Source organism: Citrobacter sp. RHBSTW-00887 (genome assembly GCF_013728095.1).
Classification (GTDB): Bacteria; Pseudomonadota; Gammaproteobacteria; order Enterobacterales; family Enterobacteriaceae; genus Citrobacter; species Citrobacter braakii.
Genome location: NZ_CP056267.1, coordinates 1,279,436 through 1,303,307 on the forward strand (window position 1 = coordinate 1,279,436; position 23,872 = coordinate 1,303,307).

General features: G+C 52.7%; 22 protein-coding genes and 5 tRNA genes. 14 read left to right on the plus strand and 13 right to left on the minus strand.

Annotated elements, in window-relative coordinates; translation table 11 throughout:
* Positions 1–66 precede the first annotated feature (66 nt).
* The 14 genes from pncC to luxS all read left to right on the plus strand — a co-directional run bounded on the left by pncC (position 67) and on the right by luxS (position 10,196).
* Entirely contained in the window at positions 67–564 is a 498-nt protein-coding gene (gene pncC / locus HV314_RS06100) for a nicotinamide-nucleotide amidase (RefSeq protein ID WP_016154167.1), read from the plus strand.
* A 92-nt stretch (positions 565–656) separates the two neighbouring features.
* On the plus strand, positions 657–1,721 hold the full coding sequence (gene recA, locus HV314_RS06105) for a recombinase RecA (RefSeq protein ID WP_016154166.1): 1,065 nt from the start codon (positions 657–659) through the stop codon (positions 1,719–1,721).
* Between the two features lie 69 nt (positions 1,722–1,790).
* Positions 1,791–2,291 (plus strand): recombination regulator RecX, encoded by a 501-nt coding sequence (recX, locus tag HV314_RS06110; protein WP_016154165.1) that lies wholly within the window; start codon positions 1,791–1,793, stop codon positions 2,289–2,291.
* Positions 2,292–2,419: 128 nt separating this feature from the next.
* Positions 2,420–5,047, plus strand: a complete 2,628-nt coding sequence (alaS, locus tag HV314_RS06115) for an alanine--tRNA ligase (RefSeq protein ID WP_047357857.1) — start codon at positions 2,420–2,422, stop codon at positions 5,045–5,047.
* A gap of 238 nt (positions 5,048–5,285) precedes the next feature.
* Positions 5,286–5,471 (plus strand): carbon storage regulator CsrA, encoded by a 186-nt coding sequence (gene csrA / locus HV314_RS06120; RefSeq protein WP_000906486.1) that lies wholly within the window; start codon positions 5,286–5,288, stop codon positions 5,469–5,471.
* Between the two features lie 336 nt (positions 5,472–5,807).
* Positions 5,808–5,900, plus strand: a tRNA-Ser gene (locus tag HV314_RS06125).
* A 3-nt stretch (positions 5,901–5,903) separates the two neighbouring features.
* Positions 5,904–5,980, plus strand: a tRNA-Arg gene (locus tag HV314_RS06130).
* A gap of 60 nt (positions 5,981–6,040) precedes the next feature.
* Positions 6,041–6,117, plus strand: a tRNA-Arg gene (locus HV314_RS06135).
* 192 nt (positions 6,118–6,309) lie between these two features.
* A tRNA-Arg gene (locus HV314_RS06140) sits at positions 6,310–6,386 on the plus strand.
* 192 nt (positions 6,387–6,578) lie between these two features.
* Positions 6,579–6,655: transfer RNA gene (locus HV314_RS06145), tRNA-Arg, on the plus strand.
* Positions 6,656–6,905: 250 nt separating this feature from the next.
* Positions 6,906–7,472, plus strand: a complete 567-nt coding sequence (yqaB, locus tag HV314_RS06150) for a fructose-1-phosphate/6-phosphogluconate phosphatase (protein WP_049270940.1) — start codon at positions 6,906–6,908, stop codon at positions 7,470–7,472.
* Entirely contained in the window at positions 7,469–7,897 is a 429-nt protein-coding gene (locus HV314_RS06155) for a YqaA family protein (RefSeq protein WP_047358814.1), read from the plus strand. The genes yqaB and HV314_RS06155 overlap by 4 nt, the downstream gene beginning before the upstream one ends.
* A 77-nt stretch (positions 7,898–7,974) precedes the next feature.
* Complete coding sequence (gene gshA / locus HV314_RS06160; protein WP_016154161.1) at positions 7,975–9,531, plus strand: glutamate--cysteine ligase; 1,557 nt, start codon at positions 7,975–7,977, stop codon at positions 9,529–9,531.
* 149 nt (positions 9,532–9,680) lie between these two features.
* A complete protein-coding gene (luxS, locus tag HV314_RS06165; RefSeq protein WP_016154160.1) occupies positions 9,681–10,196 on the plus strand; it encodes an S-ribosylhomocysteine lyase in 516 nt (171 codons plus the stop codon).
* Positions 10,197–10,337: 141 nt separating this feature from the next.
* On the opposite strand, the gene emrB is transcribed toward luxS, so the two are convergent.
* The 13 genes from emrB to nrdH form a co-directional block, all read right to left on the minus strand.
* Positions 10,338–11,876, minus strand: coding sequence for a multidrug efflux MFS transporter permease subunit EmrB (emrB, locus tag HV314_RS06170; protein WP_016154159.1), 1,539 nt, complete (start codon positions 11,874–11,876; stop codon positions 10,338–10,340).
* A 16-nt stretch (positions 11,877–11,892) separates the two neighbouring features.
* Positions 11,893–13,065, minus strand: coding sequence for a multidrug efflux MFS transporter periplasmic adaptor subunit EmrA (emrA, locus tag HV314_RS06175; RefSeq protein ID WP_016154158.1), 1,173 nt, complete (start codon positions 13,063–13,065; stop codon positions 11,893–11,895).
* Positions 13,066–13,195: 130 nt separating this feature from the next.
* Positions 13,196–13,726, minus strand: a complete 531-nt coding sequence (gene emrR, locus HV314_RS06180) for a multidrug efflux transporter EmrAB transcriptional repressor EmrR (protein ID WP_003037300.1) — start codon at positions 13,724–13,726, stop codon at positions 13,196–13,198.
* 90 nt (positions 13,727–13,816) lie between these two features.
* Entirely contained in the window at positions 13,817–14,152 is a 336-nt protein-coding gene (gene ygaH, locus HV314_RS06185) for an L-valine transporter subunit YgaH (protein ID WP_016154157.1), read from the minus strand.
* Positions 14,142–14,879, minus strand: a complete 738-nt coding sequence (locus HV314_RS06190) for an AzlC family ABC transporter permease (RefSeq protein ID WP_019077531.1) — start codon at positions 14,877–14,879, stop codon at positions 14,142–14,144. The genes ygaH and HV314_RS06190 overlap by 11 nt, the downstream gene beginning before the upstream one ends.
* 122 nt (positions 14,880–15,001) lie before the next feature.
* Entirely contained in the window at positions 15,002–16,186 is a 1,185-nt protein-coding gene (locus HV314_RS06195) for an MFS transporter (protein ID WP_047358817.1), read from the minus strand.
* 179 nt (positions 16,187–16,365) lie between these two features.
* Entirely contained in the window at positions 16,366–17,361 is a 996-nt protein-coding gene (gene proX, locus HV314_RS06200) for a glycine betaine/L-proline ABC transporter substrate-binding protein ProX (protein WP_016154154.1), read from the minus strand.
* A gap of 68 nt (positions 17,362–17,429) precedes the next feature.
* The gene (gene proW, locus HV314_RS06205; RefSeq protein ID WP_016157302.1) at positions 17,430–18,494 is read right to left on the minus strand and encodes a glycine betaine/L-proline ABC transporter permease ProW; all 1,065 of its coding nucleotides are present in this window, start codon (positions 18,492–18,494) and stop codon (positions 17,430–17,432) included.
* Entirely contained in the window at positions 18,487–19,689 is a 1,203-nt protein-coding gene (proV, locus tag HV314_RS06210; protein ID WP_016157301.1) for a glycine betaine/L-proline ABC transporter ATP-binding protein ProV, read from the minus strand. The genes proW and proV overlap by 8 nt, the downstream gene beginning before the upstream one ends.
* A 354-nt stretch (positions 19,690–20,043) precedes the next feature.
* On the minus strand, positions 20,044–21,003 hold the full coding sequence (gene nrdF, locus HV314_RS06215; RefSeq protein WP_181547581.1) for a class 1b ribonucleoside-diphosphate reductase subunit beta: 960 nt from the start codon (positions 21,001–21,003) through the stop codon (positions 20,044–20,046).
* A 10-nt stretch (positions 21,004–21,013) separates the two neighbouring features.
* Positions 21,014–23,158, minus strand: coding sequence for a class 1b ribonucleoside-diphosphate reductase subunit alpha (gene nrdE / locus HV314_RS06220; RefSeq protein WP_181547583.1), 2,145 nt, complete (start codon positions 23,156–23,158; stop codon positions 21,014–21,016).
* Positions 23,131–23,541, minus strand: coding sequence for a class Ib ribonucleoside-diphosphate reductase assembly flavoprotein NrdI (gene nrdI, locus HV314_RS06225; RefSeq protein WP_016157298.1), 411 nt, complete (start codon positions 23,539–23,541; stop codon positions 23,131–23,133). The genes nrdE and nrdI overlap by 28 nt, the downstream gene beginning before the upstream one ends.
* Positions 23,538–23,783: a glutaredoxin-like protein NrdH gene (nrdH, locus tag HV314_RS06230; RefSeq protein ID WP_016157297.1), complete on the minus strand. Its 246-nt coding sequence runs from the start codon at positions 23,781–23,783 to the stop codon at positions 23,538–23,540. Before nrdH ends, nrdI begins: the two co-directional genes overlap by 4 nt.
* Positions 23,784–23,872 lie beyond the last annotated feature (89 nt).

A 23,872-nucleotide genomic window follows, 5' to 3' on the forward strand; every position in this document is an offset into this window, starting at 1 on the left:
CATCCCCATCTTGGTTATGAAAGTGCTATCTTGTCCGGCATATTTTTTTAACTGACAGAGGCTGAAATGACCGACAGTGAACTGATGCAGTTAAGCGAGCAGGTTGGCCTGGCGTTGAAAGCGCGCGGGGCAACCGTGACGACGGCGGAATCCTGCACCGGCGGCTGGGTAGCTAAAGCAATTACGGATATTGCCGGCAGCTCCGCCTGGTTTGAACGCGGGTTTGTGACCTACAGCAATGAAGCCAAAGCGCAGATGATTGGCGTGCGCGAAGAGACGCTGGTCCAGCATGGGGCGGTGAGCGAACCTGTGGTGGTGGAGATGGCGATTGGCGCGCTAAAAGCGGCCCGCGCGCATTTCGCTGTTTCGATTAGCGGCATTGCGGGGCCAGATGGCGGCAGTGAAGAAAAGCCCGTGGGGACGGTATGGTTCGCTTTTGCCAGCGCGAGCGGCGAGGGGATTACCCGCCGGGAATGCTTCAGCGGCGATCGCGATGCGGTACGTCGACAGGCGACCGCCTACGCGTTACAAACCCTGTGGCAACAATTTCTACAAAACACTTGATACTGTATGAGCATACAGTATAATTGCCCCAACAGAACATTATCTATCACGTTTCGCGGTTTAACCCGAAAGCGGCATGACAGGAGTAATTAATGGCTATCGACGAAAACAAACAGAAAGCGTTGGCGGCAGCGCTGGGTCAGATCGAAAAGCAATTCGGTAAAGGCTCCATCATGCGCCTGGGTGAAGACCGTTCCATGGATGTGGAAACCATCTCCACTGGTTCGCTTTCTCTGGATATCGCATTGGGCGCGGGCGGTTTGCCAATGGGCCGTATCGTTGAAATCTACGGGCCTGAATCTTCCGGTAAAACGACGCTGACCCTGCAGGTTATTGCTGCCGCACAGCGCGAAGGTAAAACCTGTGCGTTCATCGATGCGGAACACGCACTGGATCCCGTCTATGCGCGCAAGCTTGGCGTTGATATCGACAATCTGCTGTGCTCTCAGCCGGATACCGGTGAACAAGCGCTGGAAATCTGTGATGCGCTGGCGCGCTCCGGTGCGGTTGACGTTATCGTTGTCGACTCCGTTGCCGCATTGACGCCGAAGGCAGAAATCGAAGGCGAGATTGGTGACTCTCACATGGGCCTTGCGGCACGTATGATGAGCCAGGCCATGCGTAAGCTGGCCGGTAACCTGAAGCAGTCCAACACGCTACTGATTTTCATCAACCAGATCCGTATGAAGATTGGCGTTATGTTCGGTAACCCGGAAACCACCACCGGTGGTAACGCCCTGAAATTCTATGCTTCTGTTCGCCTGGATATCCGTCGTATTGGCGCGGTGAAAGAAGGCGACAACGTGGTTGGTAGCGAAACCCGTGTTAAGGTTGTGAAAAACAAAATTGCAGCGCCGTTCAAACAGGCTGAATTCCAGATTCTTTACGGTGAAGGTATCAACTTCTACGGCGAACTGGTCGATTTGGGCGTGAAAGAGAAGCTGATTGAAAAAGCCGGTGCATGGTACAGCTACAACGGTGAGAAAATTGGTCAGGGTAAAGCGAATGCCACTAACTGGCTGAAGGAAAACCCGGCAACTGCGAAGGAAATTGAGAAGAAAGTACGTGAGTTACTGCTCAATAACCCGGATTCAAAACCAGACTTCTCTGTTGATGACAGCGGTGAAGATGTAAAAGAAACGAACGAAGATTTCTGATAATCTGACGTTATCGCACATAGAAGGGCTGCATACGATGCAGCCCTTTTCCATTTCTGAAGGCTCACTATGACAGAAGCAACTTCCCGCCGCTCCGCTTATTCCCGACTTCTTGACCGCGCTGTACGTATACTGGCGATGCGCGATCACAGCGAGCAGGAACTGCGGCGTAAGCTGGCCGCTCCGGTGATGGGAAAAAATGGACCGGAAGACATTGATGCAACGCCGGAGGATTACGACAAGGTCATCGCCTGGTGTATTGAAAGTCGTTATCTGGATGATGACCGCTTCGTTCAGCAGTTTATCTCCAGCCGTAGCCGTAAAGGTTATGGACCCGCGCGCGTGCGTCAGGAATTAAACCAAAAAGGGATTTCGCGTGAAGCCGTTGAACGAGCCATGCGCGAGTGCGAAATTGACTGGGCAGCACTTGCGCGCGCGCAGGCCATTCGTAAATACGGAGAACCTTTACCTGTAGATTTTTCAGATAAGGTAAAGGTCCAGCGTTTTTTGCTCTACCGTGGCTATCTGATGGAAGATATTCAGGCAATATGGCGAAATTTTGACGATTGAGCGCATACGGGATTTTACTTCCCAGTAAAGAAAACTTATCTTATTCCCACTTTTCGATTGCCAGAGGCGCAGTTTACGTGCCGATGCTGGTAATGACATTTCGTTAGCTTGATTTCTTCAGGATAATTATGAGCAAGAGCACCGCTGAGATCCGTCAGGCGTTTCTCGATTTTTTCCATAGTAAAGGACATCAGGTAGTTGCCAGCAGCTCCCTGGTACCGAACAATGACCCTACTTTGTTGTTTACCAACGCCGGGATGAACCAGTTCAAGGATGTGTTCCTTGGCCTCGACAAGCGTAATTATTCCCGCGCAACCACCTCGCAGCGTTGCGTGCGGGCGGGCGGTAAGCACAACGACCTGGAAAACGTCGGTTACACTGCACGTCACCATACTTTCTTCGAAATGCTGGGCAACTTCAGCTTCGGCGATTATTTCAAACATGATGCTATTCAATACGCATGGGAACTGCTGACCGGTGAAAACTGGTTTGCCCTGCCAAAAGAGCGTCTGTGGGTCACCGTCTATGAAACTGACGATGAAGCCTATGAAATCTGGGAAAAAGAAGTCGGCATTCCGCGCGAACGTATCATCCGTATCGGTGATAACAAAGGCGCGGCTTATGCTTCCGACAACTTCTGGCAGATGGGTGATACCGGCCCTTGCGGTCCTTGCACCGAAATTTTCTACGACCATGGCGACCACATTTGGGGTGGCCCTCCGGGAAGCGCAGAAGAAGATGGCGATCGCTACATTGAGATCTGGAACATCGTCTTCATGCAGTTCAACCGTCAGGCTGACGGTACCATGGAACCGCTGCCGAAGCCGTCCGTGGATACCGGTATGGGCCTTGAGCGTATTGCGGCCGTGCTGCAACACGTTAATTCCAACTATGAAATCGACCTGTTCCGTTCACTGATTGAGTCCGTGGCGAAAGTCACCGGCGCGACCGATCTGAGCAACAAGTCGCTGCGCGTTATCGCTGACCATATCCGCTCCTGTGCATTCCTGATTGCCGATGGCGTTGTCCCGTCGAATGAAAACCGTGGTTATGTGCTGCGTCGTATCATTCGTCGCGCGGTACGTCATGGCAACATGCTGGGCGCGAAGGATACCTTCTTCTACAAGCTGGTTGGTCCGCTGGTGGACGTCATGGGCTCCGCAGGTGAAGAACTGAAGCGTCAGCAGGCTATGGTTGAGCAGGTTCTGAAAACCGAAGAAGAGCAGTTTGCGCGTACACTGGAGCGTGGTCTGGCGCTGCTGGATGAAGAACTGGCAAAACTGTCCGGCGATACACTGGATGGTGAAACCGCATTCCGTCTGTATGATACCTACGGTTTCCCGGTTGACCTGACGGCAGACGTTTGCCGCGAGCGCAACATTAAGGTTGACGAAGCGGGCTTTGAAGCTGCAATGGAAGAACAGCGCCGTCGCGCGCGTGAAGCCAGCGGCTTTGGCGCAGACTACAATGCGATGATTCGTGTTGATGGTGCCTCTGAATTTAAAGGCTACGAACACCTGGAACTGAACGGCAAAGTGACCGCGCTGTTTGTTGATGGTAAAGCGGTAGACGCAATTAACGCAGGTCAGGACGCAGTTGTCGTACTGGATCAGACTCCGTTCTATGCGGAATCTGGTGGTCAGGTTGGCGACAAGGGTGAACTGAAAGGCGCAGGCTTCGCGTTTGCCGTGAGCGACACGCAGAAATATGGCCAGGCCATTGGTCACATCGGTAAGCTGTCTGCGGGTTCTCTGAAAATTGGCGATGCAGTACAGGCTGATGTTGATGACACTCGTCGTGCGCGCATTCGCTTGAACCACTCCGCAACGCACCTGATGCACGCGGCGCTGCGCCAGGTACTGGGCACGCATGTGGCACAGAAAGGCTCGTTGGTTAACGATAAAGTGCTGCGCTTCGACTTCTCTCATACTGAAGCTATGAAGCCTGCTGAAATCCGTGCCGTTGAAGATCTGGTGAATGCGCAAATTCGTCGCAATCTGCCGATTGAAACGAACATCATGGATCTCGAAGCGGCGAAAGCCAAAGGCGCAATGGCGCTGTTTGGCGAGAAATATGACGACCACGTGCGTGTTCTGAGCATGGGGGATTTCTCTACCGAACTGTGTGGTGGTACTCATGCCAGCCGTACGGGTGATATCGGTCTGTTCCGTATTGTGTCTGAGTCAGGCACTGCGGCGGGCGTTCGTCGTATTGAAGCTGTGACCGGTGAAGGCGCTATCCAAACCGTGCATGCTGAGAGCGATCGCTTAAGCGATATTGCGCAGCTGCTGAAAGGCGATAGCCAGAATATTGGTGACAAAGTTCGTTCCGTACTGGAGCGTACGCGTCAACTCGAAAAAGAATTGCAGCAATTGAAGGAACAGGCTGCGGCGCAGGAGAGTGCAAATCTCTCCAGCAAAGCGGTTGATATCAATGGCGTGAAGCTGCTGGTCAGCGAACTCGCGGACGTTGAGCCGAAAATGTTGCGTACCATGGTTGATGATCTGAAAAATCAACTGGGGTCTACCGTTATCGTTCTGGCAACGGTAGTGGAAGGTAAGGTTTCTCTGATTGCGGGTGTGTCTAAGGACGTGACAGATCGCGTGAAAGCAGGGGAACTGGTTGGAATGGTCGCTCAGCAGGTAGGCGGTAAGGGTGGTGGTCGTCCGGACATGGCGCAAGCCGGTGGTACGGATGCTGCGGCTCTGCCAGCAGCGTTAGCCAGTGTGAAAGGCTGGGTCAGCGCAAAACTGTAATAATTATAAGCGTAAGTCGACGCTGCGGACTTCAATCCGCAGCGTTTGTATCAACGCTATCGACAACGATAAAGTCAGGTTGAAGTTGTGTATATCGGCTAAACTTAGGTTTAACAGAATGTGATGCCGTGACTGCTTACACTTAGGTGTTTGTCATCGCTTACTTTTTGGCGTTATATGATGGATAATGCCGGGATACAGAGAGACCCGACTCTTTTAATCTTTCAAGGAGCAAAGAATGCTGATTCTGACTCGTCGAGTTGGTGAGACCCTCATGATAGGCGATGAGGTCACCGTGACAGTTTTAGGGGTGAAGGGCAACCAGGTGCGCATTGGCGTAAACGCCCCGAAAGAAGTTTCTGTCCATCGTGAAGAGATCTACCAGCGTATCCAGGCTGAAAAATCCCAGCAGTCCAGTTACTAAGGTTTTCGCGTCTCACCTTTCTGGTGAGGCGCAACCTGATTGAATTATCCCTTTTCTTCTCTTTTCTTCTTCGTCTTCCTCATTTTTTCGATTCTCATCCGCGTATTGCCTTTCCCTGCGATTTTTCCGTTTGTTCATTGCCTCAGGAAATTGCCAATTTATCTGTTGATAAAACACTCTTTTTGCCGTTTTTGCAGACTAATTGCGCGTGAAATGTGCAAACGATAAAAGCGCTGGAAAAATTGTTTGACTTATAAGTCCCAGAAAGTAATATGTGCGCCACGCAGCGACGATGAGCAGAAACAAGTTCTTCGAAGCACTCGCAAGAGGCGTGTTGGTGAGGTGGCCGAGAGGCTGAAGGCGCTCCCCTGCTAAGGGAGTATGCGGTCAAAAGCTGCATCCGGGGTTCGAATCCCCGCCTCACCGCCATTTGCATCCGTAGCTCAGCTGGATAGAGTACTCGGCTACGAACCGAGCGGTCGGAGGTTCGAATCCTCCCGGATGCACCATATTATTTGATAGCGCTTTAGCAGCGGCATCAAATCTGCAGTAAAGTAAGTTTCCCTGATGCATCCGTAGCTCAGCTGGATAGAGTACTCGGCTACGAACCGAGCGGTCGGAGGTTCGAATCCTCCCGGATGCACCATCTTCTCCGAGATAACAGCAAAACTGTTGTTTCATGGTCTGCGAGATAATCGTGAGTACCAGGGAGGATAACGTTGCTTCAGCAACGGCCCACAGGGCGAGGCGCAGCCGAGTAATCCTCCCGGATGCACCATCTCTTACTTGATATCGCTCATTACGATATCAATATCGGCAGTAAAGCAAGTTTCCCGATGCATCCGTAGCTCAGCTGGATAGAGTACTCGGCTACGAACCGAGCGGTCGGAGGTTCGAATCCTCCCGGATGCACCATCTTCTCCGAGATAACAGCAACACTGTTGTTTCATGGTCTGCGAGATAATCGCGAGCACCAGGGAGGATAACGTTGCTTCAGCAACGGCCCACAGGGCGAGGCGCAGCCGAGTAATCCTCCCGGATGCACCATCTTACTTGATAGCGCTTTAGCAGCGACATCAAGTCTGCAGTAAAGCAAGTTTCCCTGATGCATCCGTAGCTCAGCTGGATAGAGTACTCGGCTACGAACCGAGCGGTCGGAGGTTCGAATCCTCCCGGATGCACCATCTTCTCCGAGATAACAGCAACACTGTTGTTTCATGGTCTGCGAGATAATCGTGAGCACCAGGGATGATAACGTTGCTTCAGCAACGGCCCCAGGGCGAGGCGCAGCCGAGTAATCCTCCCGGATGCATCATCTTCTCTCCTTTGAATCATTTCCACATACTCCCGGAACACCCCCTTAATTCGCTGTCAGCGACAAAATCAATCAATTACGATAAAATAACGTCTGGTCATTCGGCTTGTGAGAAGACGATGTACGAACGTTATGCGGGTTTGATTTTTGATATGGATGGCACCATCCTGGATACCGAGCCAACGCACCGTAAGGCGTGGCATGAGGTATTGGGGCATTATGGATTACGTTTTGATGAACAAGCCATGGTCGCCCTCAATGGCTCCCCAACGTGGCGTATTGCCCAGTCGGTAATTGAATTGAATCATGCCGATCTTGACCCTCATGCATTGGCGCGTGAAAAAACCGACAAGGTGAGAAGTATGCTGCTGGATAGCGTCCAGCCTTTGCCATTGGTTGACGTCGTGAAAGCCTGGCATGGTCGTCGTCCTATGTCGGTAGGTACGGGGAGTGAAAGCGCGATTGCGGAAGCTCTGCTCGCACACCTTGGGCTGCGTCGCTATTTTGATGCTGTAGTCGCAGCCGATCACGTACAACACCATAAACCTGCTCCTGATACGTTTTTGCTCTGTGCCGAACGTATGGGGGTTGCTCCGGCGCGCTGTGTCGTATTTGAAGATGCCGATTTTGGACTGCAGGCGGCGCGTGCCGCAGGAATGGACGCGGTGGATGTCCGGTTATTGTGAGTGATGGACTATCGCTCCTGTCACTGTTTGCCAGCAGTTTTCTCAGCGCTACGCTATTACCCGGCAATTCTGAAGTTGTTTTAGTTGCTTTGCTGGTCTCTGGGGTAAGTCATCCCTGGGTCTTAGTCTTAACAGCAACAATGGGTAATAGCCTTGGAGGGTTAACTAACGTTATCCTTGGGCGTTTCTTTCCATTGCGTAAAACATCGCGCTGGCAAGAAAAAGCCACTGGCTGGCTGCGGCGCTATGGCGCTGTCACACTATTATTAAGCTGGATGCCGGTTGTGGGTGATTTACTGTGCCTGTTAGCTGGATGGATGCGCATCTCGTGGGGTCCAGTACTTTTTTTCTTATGCCTTGGCAAGGCGCTGCGCTATATAGTTGTCGCAGCGGTTACGACGCAAGGCATTATGTGGTGGCACTAATTGTGTTGTGAGATAGCCTTCAGGGTAACCAATACCATTATGCTAATTAAAACGATTTTGACAGGCGGGAGGTCAATTTGATCCCGGACGTATCACAGGCGCTGGCCTGGCTGGAAAACCATCCTCAGGCGTTAAAGGGGATTCAACGTGGGCTGGAGCGCGAAACGCTGCGCGTTAATGCAGATGGGTCATTAGCAACGACAGGCCATCCTGAGGTGTTAGGCTCAGCACTAACGCATAAATGGATAACCACTGACTTTGCCGAAGCGCTGCTGGAGTTTATTACGCCTCCAGGCGACGACATTGAGAAAATGCTCACGTTCATGCGCGACCTGCATCGGTATACCGCCAGGAATCTGGGCGACGAGCGTATGTGGCCGTTGAGCATGCCTTGCTATATTGCCGAAGGCCAGGATATCGAACTGGCGCAGTACGGTACGTCGAATACCGGTCGTCTGAAAACGCTGTACCGTGAAGGCCTCAAAAACCGTTACGGCGCGCTGATGCAGACTATCTCCGGCGTACACTACAATTTCTCATTGCCGATGGCTTTCTGGCAGGCGAAATGTGGCGTAACGGACGGCGAAGATGCTAAAGAGAAAATCTCCGCGGGTTACTTCCGTCTGATCCGCAACTACTACCGTTTTGGTTGGGTGATCCCGTACCTGTTTGGCGCCTCTCCGGCCATTTGTTCCTCTTTCCTGCAAGGAAAACCGACAACCCTGCCGTTTGAAAAAACCGACTGTGGGATGTATTACCTGCCGTATGCGACGTCGCTGCGTCTGAGTGATTTGGGCTATACCAATAAGTCGCAAAGCAATCTCGGAATTACGTTTAACGATTTGCATGAGTATGTGGCAGGATTAAAGCGCGCGATTAAAACCCCTTCCGAGGAGTACGCGGCGATCGGTCTGGAGAAGGACGGTAAGCGTCTGCAAATCAACAGCAACGTTCTGCAGATTGAAAATGAGCTGTATGCGCCTATTCGCCCGAAACGCGTCACTCGTCGTGGCGAAACGCCTTCTGACGCGCTTCTGCGTGGCGGTATTGAGTACATCGAAGTTCGCTCACTGGATATCAACCCGTTCTCACCGATCGGCGTGGACGAGCAGCAGGTGCGTTTCCTCGATCTGTTTATGGTCTGGTGTGCGCTGGCCGATGCCCCGGAAATGAGCAGCGATGAATTGCTGTGTACGCGTAAAAACTGGAATCGGGTGATTCTTGAAGGTCGTAAGCCTGGGTTGACGTTAGGTATTGGCTGTGAAACAGCCCAGTTCCCGTTGCCTAAGGTAGGGAAAGATCTGTTCCGTGATCTGAAACGCGTGGCACAAACGCTGGACAGCATCGATGGGGGGGAGGAGTATCAAAAGGTCTGTGATGAACTGGTTGCCTGTTTTGACAACCCAGAACTGACTTTCTCTGCCCGCATCCTACGGTCTATGATTGATGAAGGCATTGGCGGCACGGGTAAAGCGCTGGGTGAGGCTTACCGAAATCTGCTGCGTGAAGAGCCGTTAGAAATATTGCAGGAAGCGGAATTTATTGCTGAAACCGAGGCTTCAAAGCGTCGTCAGCAGGAGATCGAAGCGGCTGATACTGAGCCGTTTAGCGTGTGGCTGGAAAAGCACGCTTGATACAAAAGAAAAAGGCCACTCGGGAGTGGCCAAAATTTCATCTCTGAAAACAGGGATGATGATAACAAATGCGCGTCTTTCATATACTCAGACTCGCCCCGGAACAAAGAGTTCAGATTATTTTCAAAAAATTTATCGGAGGTGGCTAAATGCCGTTGTTAGATAGTTTTACTGTCGATCACACCCGGATGGAAGCTCCCGCGGTCCGGGTTGCAAAAACGATGAACACCCCGCATGGCGACGCAATCACCGTGTTTGATCTGCGTTTCTGCATTCCGAACAAAGAAGTGATGCCTGAGAAAGGTATCCACACGCTGGAACACCTGTTTGCAGGTTTTATGCGTAACCATCTCAACGGCAACGGCGTGGAGATTATCGATATCTCTCCGATGGGATGCCGCACTGGCTTTTACATGAGCCTGATTGGTACGCCAGACGAGCAGCGTGTTGCCGACGCGTGGAAAGCGGCGATGGCGGACGTGCTGAAAGTGCAGGATCAAAACCAGATCCCGGAGCTGAACGTTTACCAGTGTGGCACGTATCAGATGCACTCTCTTAGCGAAGCACAGGATATCGCACGTCATATTCTGGAGCATGATGTACGCGTTAACAGCAATGAAGAGCTGGCGCTGCCGAAAGAGAAACTGCAGGAACTGCATATTTAGTCATACTGATTAGTTGTTCCAGTATTTAAATTAACCTCGGCTTATAACCGGGGTTTTTTATTGCCTCCCCTCAACCATATCCCTGGGAGGTGGTTTACGGGGCAATAAAAAAGGGATCCGCAGATCCCTTTTATCAGATATTTAGTGCGCGCCACCGCCGCCGCCGCCCGCACCGAAGGGTGGTTTGGCAAACCACACCAGGCCAAGCAAGACCAGGAAGATCCCCGCCGACATCCAGAAGATTTCGTTGGCGGAAATAATCAGTCCCTGATTGGTGATCTGCTGGGCTATCCAGCCTGACGCCTGCTGGTGCGTCATCCCTAAATCCTGCAGCTTATCGTACATTGCCTGCGCATTTGGATTGTAAGGATTAACGGATTCCGTTAACTGCGCATGGTGAAGTGACTCGCGGTTAGTCCACATCGTCGTCGTAATTGATGTGCCAATAGAGCCGGCCAGCGTTCGCGTAAAGTTCGACAAACTTGATGCCGCGGCCAGACGCTCAGGCGGTAAGCCGGACAGCGTGATAGTCGTCAGCGGCATAAAGAAGCAGGCTACCGCGAAACCCTGAATAAACTGTGGCCAGGCCGATGCGCCAAAGTCCATACCCGGTTCGAACGTCCACGCACGCCAGTAGAAACAGACGGCGTACATAATAAAACTGAACGTAACTAACCGACGCATATCAAGCTTGTGTGCGAAGCGGCCGATAATCGGCGATAAGATCACCGGAATCACCCCAACCGGCGCTGACGCCAGACCGGCCCAGGTTGCTGTATAGCCGTATACCTCCTGCAACAGCTGCGGCAGCAGGACGATTGCGCCGAAGTAGAGCATATAGGCCAGACTGATACACAGACAGCCGATGGTAAAGTTGCGCGACTTAAACAGCGAGAGGTCGACAATGGGGTGCTCGTCAGTAAGCTCCCAGACGATCAGGAAGCTGATGGCGACAACAGCGACCACCGTCAGGATGATAATCTCCTGAGAGGCGAACCAGTCCAGCTCTTTGCCGCGGTCGAGCATAATCTGCAAACTGCCGATACCAATGACCAGCAGGGCCAGACCAATGGCATCGATGCGCCGCTGCTCGGTTTTGGTTTCCCGACCGCGCAGGGTTTGCAGGGTCATCAATACCACCGCAGCACCGATTGGCACGTTGATGAAAAATATCCAGCCCCAGTGATAGTTGTCGCTGATATAGCCCCCAAGAATAGGGCCGCATATCGGGGCAACAATCACCGTCATCGACCATAGCGCCAGAGCGATAGAACGTTTGGCGGGAGGATAGTTATTCAGCAACAAGCTTTGTGACAGCGGAATTAATGGACCGGCGACAATCCCCTGGATTACGCGGAAGAAAATCAGCATGTTCAGGCTGGTGGACATCCCGCATGCCCATGACGCAATGACGAAGGCGATAGTTGACCACATGAATAGCCTTACTTCGCCAAAACGCTTTGCCAGCCAGCCGGTGATCGGAATCGAGATAGCGTTCGCCACCCCGAATGAGGTGATCACCCAGGTTCCCTGGCTCAGTGAAGAGCCGAGGTTCCCGGCGATAGTGGGGATCGCCACGTTAGCAATGGTGGAGTCCAGCACCTGCATGAATGTCGCCAGGGACAGCGCGATCGTCATAATGACGAGCTGCGCGCCTTCCAGCGGTTTTTGCTGTTGCATCACACGCACCTTTGAATTAGCCCGCGTTGGCCTGCACGATCTCTTCGATCATCTTATTGACCGGAGCAAGGTTGATTTCCCGTGCATTACTTTCTGATACCGGCGTGGTGCGAACCTGGCTTGCCAGAATTTGTCCGTCACGATTTGAGGTATCTACCGTAACCAGCGTAGATAAACCGATACGCAGCGGATGCTGCGCCAGCTGCTGTGCATCCAGTTCAATACGCACCGGCAGACGCTGGACGACTTTGATCCAGTTACCCGTTGCGTTTTGTGCTGGCAGCAGGGAAAAGGCGCTGCCCGTACCCATATCCAGCCCGACAACCTTACCGGTATATTTCACGTCGTCGCCGTAAATATCGCTGATAACGGTCGCAGGTTGACCGATACGCATGTGCGCGAGCTGTGTTTCTTTGAAGTTGGCATCCACCCACAGGTTAGTGGCTGGAACGACCGCCATCAGCGGCGTGGTCGGGCTGATTTGCGCTCCCGGCTGCACGGAACGACGGGAAACATAGCCAGTCATTGGGCTGACGATTCTGGTTCGTTCCAGCGCCAGCCAGGCATTGCGCACTTCAGTGGCAGCCTGTTGCACGGCGGGCTGGTCTTCCAGCTTACTGCCGAGAATCATCGCCTGGTTGGCATTATATTGTTGGATAGCCACATCAAGCTGAGCCTGAGCGCTGGCGACGGCATCACGCGCATGTTGCAGCTCTTCGCGGCCAATCAGGTTGGCGTTGCCCAGCGGGACACGGCGATTAAAGTCGCTTTGTGCCTGCGCCAGCGCGGTTCTCTGCACTTCAATGCTTGCTTGTAACTGCTTGCTATTGATCATCAACTGGTGCGTCTGACGCACGCTGGAAGCCAGCGCAGTTTTGGCTTTTTCAAATGCCTGCTTTGCGTCCGTCTGGTCGAGGGTGACCAGCACATCGCCTTGTTTTACAAAGTCAGTGTTATCAGCCCAGACTTTCGTCACGCTGCCTGATACCTGCGCCATGATTTGAACCTGGTTCCCTGCCACGTACGCATCGTCTGTCTCTTCGACATGACGCAGTACTAAAAACCAATAAATCCCATATGCCACGGCAATGATAATAAAGAGCAAGGTCAGAAGGAGCAGCATACTTTTACGTTTGCCATTCTTCTTGACCGGTTGCTGCGGGGTTTGAGTCTCCGCATTTACGCTCATGTTGTTCTCCACGATCTTCTTTTTTTTCACATCGGCTGAGCCGACCTGTTTATCAGACAGGCCAGCAGTATGCGTGCTGGCCTGTCGGTTTTTTCATTTATAAATCTGGATTTCTGAGCGAGTCGGCGCGTTAGCGCAACGCTTCTAATACCGCGCCATCCTGCTCCATCTGGTCAAGACGGGTCAGAAGTTTACGGGTAATTTGCTCAAGCTGATCTTTTTCGGTGGTGCTGAGAGATGACCAAAGCTGATGCAGGCAATTATGCTGAGGCGGTAACACCTCTTGCAAAAATGCGTGGCCTTTCTCGGTCAATTGCAGATGCAGACAGCGGCGATCGTTATCGCTTTCGCGACGTTCGATCCAGCCACGTTTTTCTAACTCATCCGCAATGCGGGTTGCGTTAGTGCGTGACGAGCCAAGCGCGCAACTCAGTTCAGAAGGCTGAATACTGTGGTTTTCCTGAGACTCCAGCGTAATCAACGCCATAAACAATGTCTCGTTAATCCCTTGAGCTTTCAGCATCTTATTGCGGTTTTCCAGCAGCTTGCCCTGCATGTGCATGCATAGACGAGTCAGAAGCACTTCCTGATAAGGGAACTCTTCGTAGCGGCTGGCGCGAAATTTTAGCATTTGTTCAATGGGCGTAAACGAACTATCCATTTGGGTATAACCTCATTAATTTCAGCCGATATAGTAACGACAGTGACAAATAAAGTAAATGTATTATTTATTTAAAATGATTGTTTTTATCTATAAGACAATCAGCATTTTCCAGGCTAATCCATAGCCCAGAGCACTCAGTAAGGTTGGAATGATGATGCTGCGGGTCTTATAGAAGCTTGCGCCCAGTATGACAAACCCCACCAGCGTAGGCACGAACCGACGAGAATCGTGCATCACTTCTGGCGCGGTAGACACCACCAACAGGGCGCAAATTGATGCAATGCCAATGGTGTCGAGTAATATGCCCGTCGCGCCGCGCTTCGTCGGGCGAACATTGCCCACTCCAAGACGGAGCGGCAAATAACGAAAACAGTAGTTAACGCAGCCGACCAGCAGGCCAAGCAGCAAGACCTCATAGCTCATCGGGACCTCCCTGCCAAAATGACTGGATAAGAGCCGTCAGGCATCCGCAGACAATGCCTGCAAGGATAGCGGCAGGAATGGAAAACAGCATGACGCCAGCCAGCGCGCCGGCCAGTGCTGCAGTTACACAAAGTGCTTGTTGACGCTGGAAAGAGGCGAGCAGGAAGCTCATGAACAGCGCCGGGAGCATGAAGCCCAACGCCGCTTCAACTGCCGGGTAATCCTTGAGTAAACCACTACCGGAAAACGCGCCGATCACCGTGCCAAACACCCAGGAGGCCCAGGAGCATAGCGCAATGCCGATCATCCAGTTTTCACTCCAGCGCCGGTTATCCCGTACCAGCTTCGCCGTGGCGGCGGCAAAGACTTCATCGGTGAGGCCAAAGGCCCACAGCGCGCTTTTGGGTTTGCTCAGTCGCTGGGCGATTCGGCTGCGCAGGGAAGGTCCGTACAAAACATGGCGTACATCCATGGCCATGACGGTCAGTGCGGCGACCCACAAAGAACTGCCTGCGGCGAGCATTGTGGTGATGACAAACTGGCTGGCTCCCGCATAGATAATGCAGGAGAAAAACACGCTTTCAACCGGAGTAAAGCCAAGGCGAGTGGCATTGAGACCAAATGCAAAAGCGACCGGAATATAGCTGATGACTATTGGCAGGCTGTCTTTGAATCCTTCAGTTAGCGTCGCAGAACTGGGTTCAGACTGGGATATCGGGCTTTCCATAGGGTTATAGGTTTCATTACCGAAATTAATATAACTTGGTTCAATGAGTTATAACCTTAGCAGACTGATGGGCTCCTTAACACCCTGCGGAGCCCAATCAGCGGTAAACATACGCTATATGCTTAATTTACGGCTTCCTGACGGTGATATCCTCGCCACCAGACCAACAGGTTGAGTAGGGCAACGGTCGTACCGGCCAGACAAACGCCAGCCCAACCGGCATGCTGCCAGGCGGAGGCCGAAATCAGCGAACCAGCAGCCCCGCCAATAAAATAGCTGGTCATGTATCCGGCGGTCAGGCGATTACGTGCGTCCGGATGTATGCGATAGATAACCGTCTGGTTGGTGATATGCACACCCTGAACGGTGAGGTCCAGGACCAGGATACCGATAATCAGCATTGGTACGGAACTATGCCCTAACCAGATAGCCCACCAGGAGAGCAGCAGTAATAACAGACCTGTGGTCGTGGTGAGATGTGATTTTCCCTTATCGGCAAAACCACCTGCCGGACGCGCGCCTAACGCCCCTGCGGCCCCTGCCAGGCCAAACAGCCCGATCGTTCCTTCGGAGTAGTTAAACGGCGGCGCGGCGAGCAAAAACGCCATAGAGGTCCAGAGAATACTGAAATTGGCAAAGGTCAGGCAGCCCAGCATCGCGCGGGTACGCAGCAATTTATCATGGATAAACAGGCTGAATACGGAGCCTAACAGTTGCGGATAGTTGAGATGAGTATCTGATTTCATCTTCGGCAGACCGCGCCACAGCGCAATCGCCATCAGCGCCATTAATATCGATGCGACCCAAAATACGGTGCGCCAGCCGCCAAGATTGGCCAGTAATCCCGCCACGGTGCGCGCCAGCAGGATACCCAGCAGCAGGCCGCTCATAATGGTGCCGACAACTTTACCGCGCTTATCCGGCGTGGCAAGCGTCGCCGCCAGCGGAACCAGAATCTGTGCCACTACCGAGAACAACCCGGTCAGGGCGGTGCCGAGGATCAGCATGCCCAGCGACTGGCTACTGGCGGTAATAAGCATGCCGCCTGCCGCTAACAGCGTCATGGAGACGATCAGCATCCGACGTTCAAACATATCGCCAAGCGGTACTAAAAACAGCAGGCCGGCGGCATAGCCGAGCTGGGCCGCGGTGACGATAAAGCCAGCGGTACTGGCCGATAGCGAAAAGTTACGTGCGATGGTGTCGAGCAGCGGCTGCGCGTAATAGTTACTGGCGACGGCGAGGCCGGTGGCGATAGACATTAACAGGATCAGCGAAGGGCTAAGTCCCTGAGTGGTTTTCGTCATGGTTTTCAACTGAAAAATGGGTTGCAGAAAACAATCATAACGTAAGTGATTAAATGTTGCTGATTTGTTGGGTGATGGATTGTGCGGTTGGGAGGAGGGCGTGTAGGCCGGATAAGGCGCATCGCGCCACCATCCGGCATTGGTGTGATGGCGCTACGCTTATCAGACCTACGAGGGGGTTATTTCTGCGCAGCCAGCGCTTCTTTCACCCAGCCATCAAACTGTTGCTGGTGGGCTTTGATCCAGCCGTCAACGTGACCCTGCACGTCGGCTTCAGATGCTTTCCCGTCGTGCATCATCGCGTTCTGCGCGTTGATATCCGCCAGCGGCAGCTTCATGACGGCAAACAGTTTCGCCGCAGCCGGGTTTTTCTCCGCCCAGGCTTTGTTGGCGACGATATGCATAGTGTTCACCGGGAAGCCGTAGTTGGCGCCGTTTGGCAGCTTGGTATCAATGTCTTTCTGCTCGCCTGGCAGGGAAGAGAACGGCACCTGCAGCCAGACCACATCTTTACCCGGTTTCATTACGTCGCTCACCCAGTACGGTGTCCAGGTGTAGTAAAGAATGGGTTTGCCTTCTTTAAAGCGGGTAATGGTGTCAGCCATCATCGCCGCATAGTTACCGTGGCTGACCTCGACGGTTTTTTCCAGATCGAAGGCTTTGTTCTGGTGGTTGATCACCGCTTCGCAGCCCCAGCCCGGCGAGCAGCCCATCATGTCTGCTTTTCCGTCGCCGTTGGTGTCAAAGATTTTGGCGATCTTCGGATCTTTTAACTGGGCAATGTTGGTGATTTTATACTGCTCAGCGGTTTTTTTATCGATCAGATAACCTTGCGCGGCACCCGTAACGAATACCCCCTCGCGATAGAACTTTTTGTCTCCGCCCGCTGCGGCATACATATCATCATGCAGCGGCTGCCAGTTCACAGCGGTAAAAGTTGCATCGCCAGAGGCAATGGAGGTATAGCCGACGTTGTAGTCAACTTCGCTTGTTTTGTTAACGGTATAACCCAGTTTCTCCAGCGCACGGGCGACCAGTTGCGTCTGGAAGGATTCTTCAGAGATAGTGCTCTGGATTGGCTGTACAGTGATGCCTTTGCCTGGCAGATCGGCAGCGAAAGTGCTGGTGGAGACAAGGGTGGCAAACGCTGTGGCAATAATGACGTTCTGTCGCATCGTTGTTCCTTAATTATTGGAGGGACGTATAGGCCCGGTAAGCAATGCGCCACCGGGCAACGGGTGAATTACTTCGTGAATGGGCGAGTGATAAGGCCAACGGGACCGGTGGTGTACCAGCGACGGTTGCCACGGCTACGGGCGTCGCGACCGACAGCCTGCGTCAGACGGTCGAGAATGATGGCGAGGATCACGATCCCAACCCCGCCGACGGTGGCAAGCCCCATATCCAGACGACCGATTCCGCGCAGAACCATCTGACCCAGTCCGCCGACGGCGATCATCGACGCGATGACGACCATTGAGAGCGCCAGCATCAGCGTCTGGTTGACCCCGGCCATAATGGTAGGCATCGCCAGCGGGAGCTGCACTTTAAACAGCATCTGGCGCGGGCTGGCGCCAAATGAGCGCGAGGCTTCAATCAAGTCGGCTGGCACCTGGTTAATCCCCAGAATGGTCAGACGCACGATTGGCGGCAGGGCGAAGATAATCGTCACCACCACGCCCGGGACGTTGCCGATACCAAACAGCATGACGATCGGCACCAGATAGACGAACGCCGGTGTGGTTTGCATGGCGTCCAGCAGCGGACGAACAATTTTTGCCGCCCGTGGACTGCGCGCCAACCAGATCCCCATCGGCAGACCGATCACCACGCAGAACAGCAGCGCGGTAAGTACCAGCGCCAGGGTGATCATGGCCTGCGACCACGCGCCGATGGCTCCGATTGCAATCAATGAAATCAGCGTAGCAACGCCCATTCCAACGCCGGAAATCTGCCAGGCAATCAGAGCGAACAGGATAATCGCCACCGGGGCTGGCATACCCAACAGAAGCTGCTGGAAGCCGTTGAGAATATAATCCACCGGGACTCGAATGCCCTGGAAGACCGGACGGAAATGGGTAACGACCCAGTCGATCCCTTCTGTGACCCAGCTATCCAGAGGGATCAGCGTTTTATGGAACGGATCCATAATATTGAAATGCTCTGGCGCCGGCGCGGGTGCGCTGGTCAGCCAGTCTGCGCCACCGCCGTCAGCTGGCGCGCCTGATGGCGTACTCCAGGCATCGGCGGTTTGTGCGGCACTGTCGGCCGCTGGTGTGGTATCCCACGGATTGGTTTGATCAGCCATTGTTTGCCCCCTCACGATCTAAAGCCTGTAACAGCATGCGTTTTGAAATGATGCCCACATACTGTTGTTCCTCATCAACAACCGGCACCGCGCACGGGGCCTGGCCGACATGAGAAAGCAACTCGCTGAGAGGAGTTTGCGCATCCACGGCTAACGGCTCATCGATCAATGCCGCTTCAATACCTTGCGCCTGACTTAATGCTGTTTTTAAAGAGTCGATAGAGACAACGCCGACGAATTTATTGCCGCGCTCGATCACGTAACCATATTCGCGATCTTTGTCCTGCAATAATTGCAGCGCTGAACGTGGACCGACCCCGGGCGTTTTACGAATTAAACCTTCAGGGCTACGACGTGAAATATCTTTGGCACTAAAGACCTGGCTAATATCAACGCCGCGGAAGAAGGTGCGTACATAATCATTGGCCGGATTATTCAGGATTTCATCTGGCGTGCCGACCTGGACCACTTCACCGTTTTGCATAATGGCAATTCTGTCGCCAATACGCATAGCTTCGTCGAGATCGTGGGAAATAAAGACCACTGTACGTTGATGTTTCGCCTGTAGTTTTACCAGTTCATCCTGCATCTCGGTACGAATTAACGGATCGAGGGCAGAAAAGGCCTCATCCATTAATAAGATGTCAGGGTTTATGGCTAATGCACGGGCGAGGCCCACACGCTGGCGCATCCCTCCGGAAAGTTCATCCGGGTATCCGTGAGCATAATTCTCCAGACCAACCTGACGCAGCGCATCTAACGCTTTTTCACGACGTTCATCCGCGCCAACACCGGCTAATTCCATGCCGAATGCCGTATTGTCCAGGACCGTCATGTGCGGCATCAGGGCAAAGGACTGGAAAACCATCGCAATCTTTTTTCTGCGCACCTCGCGAAGCTCAGCATCGGATATCCGGGCGATGTCTACGCCGTCAATCAATACTTGCCCGCGGGTGGGTTCAATCAGGCGATTGAGAAGGCGTACCATTGTGGATTTACCCGAACCGGATAATCCCATGATGACAAATATCTCGCCTTCTTCAATGGCCAGACTGGCGTTCTTAACGCCAAGCGATAGCCCTGTTTTATCCAGAATCTGCTCTTTTGAAAGTCCTTTTTCAATATATTTGAAAGCTCTCTGCGGATGCTCTCCAAATATCTTATAGAGATTTTTAACTTCTAATTTAATTGCCATGCAATAGAATGATTCCTGTTATTTGTTTATATCGATATATTACCTGATGGAAATAGTGACCTTTTTCTACCCTAACATACTGAGAATCTGAGACAACCCTGAATTTGTTTGTGGCACGAATATTGCCGAAGGCCATGTGGCGGGACTTCCCGTGATATAAGGGCTGAGCGCGAATGTGAATGGGGTAATATTTTTTGTAAATGGCAATGAAAAGTCGCCTGAATTGCTGAAATGCAGGCGAATAATGCGGCTGATATTGAGTGTAGATCACACAATTATATTTGCACGACAAAAGTGTGATCCTGTTAAAATATTTCCGCGAAAAATGTACGGTATTTCCCGCGGAAATGAGTGCTAGAAATTCCAGTCGTCGTCTTCAGTTTCGACAGCTTTTCCCATCACGTATGATGAGCCGGAACCCGAGAAGAAATCGTGGTTTTCGTCAGCGTTGGGCGACAGCGCGGCAAGGATTGCCGGGTTAACCTCCGCCATTTCTGGCGGGAATAATGCCTCATACCCCAAATTCATTAATGCCTTATTGGCGTTGTAGCAAAGGAAGGATTTGACGTCATCCACCCAGCCGGTTTCTGCATACAATTCTTCCGTATAACGCGCTTCGTTATCATACAATTCCATCAGCAGGTCGAGGGCAAAATTCTTTAACTCCTCGCGTGCGGATTCAGAAATGTGCTCCAGACCTTTTTGATATTTATAACCAATGTAATACCCGTGAACTGCTTCATCACGAATGATCAGACGAATGAGATCGGCGGTATTGGTCAGTTTTCCGCGGCTGGAGAAATACATTGGCAACCAGAAGCCGGAATAGAACAGGAAGGATTCCAGAAACACGCTGGCAATTTTTTTCTTCAACGGTTCGTCGCTGGCGTAATGTGTCAAAACGATCTGTGCCTTGCGCTGGAGTGGGGTATTTTCTTCACTCCACGCGTAAGCCGCATCCACGTCTTTGGTCTGGCAAAGAGTGGAGAAAATTGAGCTGTACGAACGGGCGTGCACCGCTTCCATAAAGCTGATATTCGATAGCACCGCCTCTTCATGCGGCGTTAACGAATCGGCCATCAATGCTGGCGCACCGGCTATGTTCTGAATGGTGTCGAGCAGCGTCAGCCCGGTAAAAACGCGGATAGTCAGCTGCTGTTCGGCGGCGTTCAACGTTTGCCAGGCCGGGATATCGTTGGAGAGCGGGACCTTTTCCGGTAACCAGAAGTTACTGGTCAGGCGATTCCAAACCTCGAGATCTTTATCATCCTCAATCTTGTTCCAGTTGATGGCACTCACGCGGGATAATGTCATGTTGTCCTCCTTACAGCGCGCATGACACGCAACCTTCGATTTCGGTTCCTTCCAGCGCCAACTGGCGTAGTCGGATGTAGTACAGCGATTTGATGCCCTTACGCCAGGCGTAAATCTGCGCTTTGTTGATATCGCGAGTAGTGGCGGTATCGGGGAAAAAGAGCGTCAGTGAAAGCCCCTGATCGACATGCCGCGTTGCTTCAGCGTAGGTATCAATGATTTTTTGTGGACCAATCTCGTAGGCATCCTGATACAAGGCCAGATTCTCATTGGTCATAAACGGGGCAGGGTAGTAAACGCGCCCGGTTTTGCCCTCTTTGCGAATCTCCACTTTTGACACGATCGGGTGAATGCTTGATGTCGCATGGTTGATGTAGGAGATAGAACCCGTTGGCGGAACCGCTTGTAAATTCTGGTTATAAATGCCGTAGCGCATGACATCTTCACGCAGCTGCGACCACATTTCGCGCGTTGGCAGCGTAATGCCGCTGGCGGCAAACAGTGTGCGAACCTTGGCAGTTTTTGGCTGCCAGTCGCCCTGCAGATACTGGTTAAAATACTCACCGCTGGCGTAGCGGGACTGTCTGAATCCGGCAAAGGTTTTGCCGCGTTCCCGGGCGAGCTTCATCGACGTATTCAGCGCATGCCAGGTGATGGTGTAGAAATAGAGATTGGTGAAATCCAGCCCTTCAGGTGAGCCGTAGGCGATACCTTCCCGTGCCAGATACCCGTGCAGGTTCATCTGCCCAAGACCGATAGCGTGCGATGCGCTGTTCCCGGCCTCAATTGAGGGTACGCTGCGGATATGGCTCATGTCCGAAACGGCCGTTAAGCCGCGAACCGCCGTTTCCACTGTGCGACCAAAGTCTGGCGAATCCATGGTATGAGCGATATTCAACGAGCCGAGGTTGCAGGAGATATCGTGCCCTGTTTGCGCGTAATTGAGGTTTTCATCGTAGGTGGAAGCGCTGTTAACCTGCAAAATCTCTGAGCACAGGTTGCTCATATTGATACGACCGGCAATTGGATTAGCGCGATTCACCGTGTCTTCAAACATGATGTAAGGGTAGCCGGACTCGAACTGGATCTCGGCCAGCCGCTGGAAGAAATCGCGGGCGTTAATGTATTTTTTGCGCACTCGTTTGTCGGCAACCAGTTCGTCATACCGTTCAGTTACGGCGATATCACCGAATGGTTTGCCGTAAATGCGTTCCACGTCATACGGTGAAAACAGAGCCATTTGGGCATTTTCTTTGGCTAACTGGAAGGTGACATCCGGGATCACCACACCAAGCGAGAGCGTTTTGATACGGATTTTCTCGTCGGCGTTTTCACGTTTGGTATCGAGAAAACGCAAAATATCCGGATGATGCGCGTGCAGATACACCGCGCCTGCACCCTGACGCGCCCCTAATTGATTCGCATAAGAAAACGCATCCTCCAGCATTTTCATTACCGGGATCACCCCAGAGGACTGGTTCTCAATGCGCTTAATGGGGGCACCTGCCTCACGCAGGTTAGAGAGCAAAAATGCCACGCCGCCGCCGCGTTTGGAGAGTTGCAGCGCCGAGTTGACCGCCCGTCCAATTGACTCCATGTTGTCTTCAATGCGTAACAGGAAGCAGGAAACCAGCTCGCCGCGTTGCTGTTTACCGCAGTTTAAAAAGGTTGGCGTGGCGGGTTGAAAACGCCCGGAGAGCATTTCATCGGTCAGTTGCAGAGCGAGCGCTTCATCGCCCTGCGCCAGCGTGAGCGCCACCATCGTTACGCGATCCTCAAAGTCTTCGAGATAGCGCTTCCCGTCGAACGTTTTCAGCGTATAGCTGGTGTAGAACTTCCATGCGCCGAGGAACGTCTGGAAACGGAATCCGCTGGCGTGGGCGTGGGCGAATAGCTTCAGCACAAACGCGCGATCATAGCGGGCTAACACGCTGGCATCGTAATAGCCTTCATCCACCAACGTGTCCAGACGCGCCTGCTGGCTGGCAAACGCCACCGAGTTGGGGCGGACGTGGGCGGTAAAGAATGCCTCCACCGCCTGATGGTCTTTGTCGAACTGAATGCGCCCGGCCTTATCGTACAGATTCAGCATGGCGTTCAGGGCGTGATAATCCAGCGTCTGCTGTGTTACACGTTCTGCGGTTGTCGTTGCCAAAATTCGCTCACTCCTTTTTGCACGTTGTCGATATCGCTTTGGGTGCCCATCAGCTCAAAGCGATAGAGCCACGGCACGCCGCATTTTTGTGAGATGACATCACCCGCGCGACCGTAGGCGTCCCCGAAATTGCGATTGCCGGAGGCGATCACTCCACGGATTAACGCCCGGTTGTGCGTATCGTTTAAAAAGCGGATCACCTGTCTCGGGACCGCGCCAGCTGTACCGCCGCCACCGTAGGAGGGCACGATTAAAATGTAAGGTTCGTCTACCCGGATCCGCTCGCGTTCGTTAAGCGGAATGCGGATGGCAGGCAGCCCCAGACGCTGCATGAAGCGGTGCGTATTTTCGGAGCTGCTGGAAAAGTAGACGAGCTGACTCATGCGCTGGCCACTTGAGGAGCCGGGCGCAGACGGTTGATCATGTCCGGGCGAAATCCTGACCAACTGGTTTCCCCTGCGACCACGACCGGTAACTGACGAAAGCCTTGATCGCGCAGGCGATCAGCCATATCGGGGTGTAAATCGACGTTAACCATCTCAAAGTCAAACCCGCGGCTTTCCATCGCCCGCTTAGTAGCGTGGCACTGAACACAGTTGTTACGAGTGTAAATAACAATGCGCATGATTCGTATTTCCATCTAAAAGTAAAAGAATGACGCGATAGAGGGCGTCAGGTTGTGTGTGTCTTGATAGAGGAGATACTAGATGTAGT